Origin of the sequence: Lutibacter sp. (assembly GCF_040883305.1) — a bacterium.
Taxonomy (GTDB): Bacteria; Bacteroidota; Bacteroidia; order Flavobacteriales; family Flavobacteriaceae; genus Lutibacter.
The window spans coordinates 1-4,254 of sequence record NZ_JBFLKT010000202.1; the positions used below are offsets into that span (position 1 = coordinate 1).

Sequence of the window (4,254 nt, forward strand, 5' to 3'; positions counted from 1 at the left end):
AAAAAGTTTTCTGAAGAAGAAGCTAAAAAAATGGAAGGTCTATTTGGTATGGTGGTTAAAGAAGAATTTGAATCGAAAGATGGTCTAAAAAATATTGTAATAGATAAAGAAACCATAGATGAAGATGTAAACGGAGCAAAAGTAATTTATACTGTGAATTTTAAAAATGGAGACTCTGAAAAAGAAGATGCAAGACTCGTTAAAATAGATGGTAAATGGTTTATTAAAATATAACTTTGTAATTGATATATAGGTTAACGTTTTCTAAAGAATTTACATATTTAATTGAACCTCGTTTATTGAGTTTCAGCTTATTTTCGAGGTTTAACTTTATACTAATTTAATTTAAACCACTGATAACCAACTACTTATACTAAAAAAACATCAACACTTCTATATTATTTAGGATTAATACTGTAATAAGTATTTTAAACTTACTATAAAACCTTTATTTAGCAGAAACTATTTTTTACTAAATTAAATTCGTCAATAATTTCTCTAACAATTGCATCTGCAGGTTTTATTTCATGTATTAAACCCGCTATTTGACCAATTTCTAATTCTCCATTTTCTAAATCGCCTTCAAACATTCCTTTTTTAGCTCTTGCTCTACCCAATTTATCTTTCAACTGTTCAACTGTTGGATTATGTTGATATAATTCTTGAAGTTCTGTATAAAACTTATTTTTTATCAATCTAACTGGTGCCAATTCTTTGAGTGTTAATTGTGTGTCACCGTCTTGAGTTTTTACCACTTCATTTTTAAAGTTAATGTGTGCCGAAGATTCGTTACTTGCCACAAATCTGCTGCCAATTTGAACACCATCTGCTCCTAAAACCATTGCAGCCAACATTCCTCTTCCAGAAGCAATTCCTCCAGCAGCAATAATAGGAATAGTTAATTTTTCTTTAACCATTGGAATTAAGGTAAAGGTTGTAGTCTCTTCTCTTCCATTATGTCCACCAGCTTCAAACCCTTCTGCAACAACTGCATCAACACCAGCTTGTTCAGATTTTAATGCGAATTTCACACTACTTACAACGTGTACTACTGTAATTCCGTGTTCTTTTAAAAAAGGAGTCCATGTTTTTGGATTTCCTGCTGAAGTAAATACTATTTCAACACCTTCTTCAACGATTATATGCATAATTTCTTCAATATTAGGATATAACATTGGTACATTTATTCCAAATGGTTTATTTGTGGCTTTTTTACATTTTTGAATGTGCTCTTTTAAAACTGCCGGATACATAGAACCCGCTCCAATTAAACCCAAACCGCCTGCATTACTAACTGCAGAAGCCAATCTCCAACCACTATTCCAAACCATTCCTGCTTGAATTAATGGATATTTTATATCAAATAACTCTGTAATCGTATTCTTCATTTAATTTTTAAGAATTTTAAATGCCAAAAGCTCATTGTTATATGTAACTTGTAAAATGTACAATCCTTTTACTATGGAAGAAATATCTGCTTTAGGATTTGATTCTAGTATTTTACTTTCAAAAATAACACTTCCTAAAACATTGTAAATAGTAACATTAATACCCGTTATATCAATTGGAAAATTAAAGTTCACAACATTTGAAATTGGATTTGGATAAAGACTTACCAAGTTTTCAAAATTAATTTCTTTTGATAATACACCTTCACAAGTTACACTTGTTTTTACTTCAATTAAATCACCGCGCTTTACAGGTAATTCAAAAGTCTTATTCAATGTTTTTATTTTTTCTATTCCATTTAAATAAATTGTAAACGGAGGTGTTCCTTTATATAATGCTATTAAAGCTGATTTTGAAGTAACTTCAACTTTTCCTGAAACAGTTTCGCCTTGTGCAACATTAACATTATAACACTGATTAAAATCTTGATTTTCTATGGAAATACAAATTTCATACGCTCCAACAGCTAAATTTGTAAGAGATAAAGCATTTTCATTAGTAAACAAATAATTTGTTCCATTAATACTTGCAGTATAATTATAAGGTATGGTGGCAGAAATATTAATTTTCCCATTATTTTTATCGATACAGGTTTCGCTAATCACTTCAATATTAAAATTATTTGAAGGCATATAAAAACAACCTGTTTCATCTACAACAGTTCCAATTGGGGAATTTGGGCATAAATCAACCGAATTTTCAATTCCATCTCCATCAATATCATTATCATCAACAAAATTAGCTTCAAAAATTGATTTAAAGTTTGGAATACCATAACCTTCTTGATTTGTAGATGATGGAAATAAATGTGCCGATTCTTTTATTAATTGTGTAATTTCTGCGTTCGTTTTATCTGGCAAAGCTTGCCATAAACAAGCTACAACACCTGCCAAAACAGGCGATGAAAAGGAAGTTCCATTTCCTGTAACAACGCTTCCTGATGTGTTAATTAATGCAGTAGCTTGCCCTTGAGCACAAACATCTGGTTTAATTCTATTGTCTGAAGTTGGACCAAAAGAGCTAAACGTTGCAATATTTCCTGAAGCATTTACAGCACCGACTGTTAACACTGATGGCGCATCTGCGGGGGCATTAATATAAGGCCAAGCACTATCATTTCCTTCGTTTCCTGCGGAGTTGACCAGTATCATTCCACGAGAAAAAGCAATTTCAGCGCCTCGAGATATAAAAGTAGTTTTCCCATCCATATCTGAGTAATTATAATTATGATCTGGATTATCAAAAAAAACTGAATATCCTAAGGAAGTATTTATAACATCAACACCCAAACTATCCGCTTTTTCAGCAGCTTCTACCCATAAACTTTCTTCTAATTTAACTTCAACTGGTGAGTTTTCTGTTCTAAATAAATAAAAATTAGCATCTGGTGCTGTACCCACAAAACTTTTAGTTGCTCCATTAACTCCATCTTCTAAATAGCCTACAATTGTTGATAAAACTGAAGTTCCATGTGAATTACCTCCATAAAAATTAGTACTTCTTTCTACAAAATCGTAGCCACCCAAAATTTGTCCGTTCTCTCTAATTCGTTTAAATGCCAGCATTGTATTTACATTTGGAAAACCAGCATCTAGCACGGCTATTTGCATTCCAGCCCCTGTAAAATTATTTTGGTGTAAGGTTGTGCCTCCTAACATTAATAATTGATTTTCGGCATTTCCGTAAGTAAAATCTGTAGTAGTTTCTAAGTGCTTTTTTTTAATTTCGGGAAATTCCCTAGAACTTATAACTGGCTTAGAACCATTTAAAGATCGATTGGCAAACTCAATAGACTCAACAATTAAAAAATTTGCTAATTCTAAATTTAACAAAGCATCTATATCATTTTTTGTTCCTTGAATGTGCAATGCGTTTAACCATTTAGATTTTGCTAAAACAGTAATTCCAGACGCATTCTCAATAGCTGAAATATAGGTTGATTCTATAGGAACATCTTTAATGTCTAAAGCAATATTATAACGTACTCGCCTATCTAAAGATCGTTGACTTAACATAGTTAACGGAGCACCATAAAACGAAGCTTCATTTGGTTTGTCTTTAAAATATACCCAAGCATCTTCCACCTGCGAAAAAACACTTGAAATTGAAAATAAAAACAAAAAAGTAAAAATAGTATTTTTCAAAATTTATAAATTATTACATATTAAAAATACAAAATTTTAATGATAAAATAATGCAATACAAATTATTTAACTAAGCTATTACCCCTGAACCTAGAAGCTCATCATTTATATACCAAGCTACAAACTGACCTTCTGTTATGGCAGATTGTTTATTGTTAAACTCAACATAAAGTCCAGTTTCAACTTTGTATAAAGTAGCTTCTTCTAATGCTTGTCTATAACGTATTCTTGCTTTAACTTTTAAATGCTCTCCATTATTTAAAGCTAAATCTGTTCGGACCCAATGCAATTCTACATTAGAAACAAACAATACATTTCTGTATAAACCTTTATGATTTTTTCCTTCACCTGTATAAATCACATTTTCTACAACATCTGTATCAATAACAAATAACGGTTCTTTTGTACCACCAACAGCCAAACCTTTGCGTTGACCTTTTGTAAAATAATGAGCTCCTTGATGTTTTCCTACAATTTTACCATCGGTAATTGTATATTTATATTTTGTAGCATAAAATGCGAGTTCGTCTTCTTTTGAATTAAAAGGTTGAATTTTTCGGTTGAATAATGGAGAATCTTCGGGGATTTGAACTATTACACCTTCTTTTGGTTCTAACTTTTGCTGTAAAAATTCCGGTAAACGAACCTTTCCTATAAAACA

4 protein-coding genes are annotated in these 4,254 nt (G+C 31.1%); 1 reads left to right on the plus strand and 3 read right to left on the minus strand.

Going from position 1 to position 4,254, the window contains the following annotated elements:
- Window positions 1–234 (plus strand): hypothetical protein (locus AB1Z17_RS06450; protein WP_368050976.1); only part of this gene is annotated, 234 nt, incomplete at its 5' end.
- 218 nt (window positions 235–452) lie between these two features.
- On the opposite strand, the gene AB1Z17_RS06455 is transcribed toward AB1Z17_RS06450, so the two are convergent.
- The 3 genes from AB1Z17_RS06455 to AB1Z17_RS06465 all read right to left on the minus strand — a co-directional run.
- Window positions 453–1,388 (minus strand): NAD(P)H-dependent flavin oxidoreductase, encoded by a 936-nt coding sequence (locus tag AB1Z17_RS06455; protein ID WP_368050977.1) that lies wholly within the window; start codon window positions 1,386–1,388, stop codon window positions 453–455.
- A complete protein-coding gene (locus AB1Z17_RS06460; protein WP_368050978.1) occupies window positions 1,389–3,593 on the minus strand; it encodes a S8 family serine peptidase in 2,205 nt (734 codons plus the stop codon).
- 70 nt (window positions 3,594–3,663) lie between these two features.
- On the minus strand, window positions 3,664–4,254 hold a 591-nt coding region (locus AB1Z17_RS06465; protein WP_368050979.1), incomplete at its 5' end, for a tRNA methyl transferase PRC-barrel domain-containing protein.

What these genes read in the sequence shown, in the direction of transcription:
- AB1Z17_RS06455 (WP_368050977.1), bottom strand. Translation starts at nt 1,388, where the DNA reads ATGAAGAATACGATTACAGAGTTATTTGATATAAAATATCCATTAATT.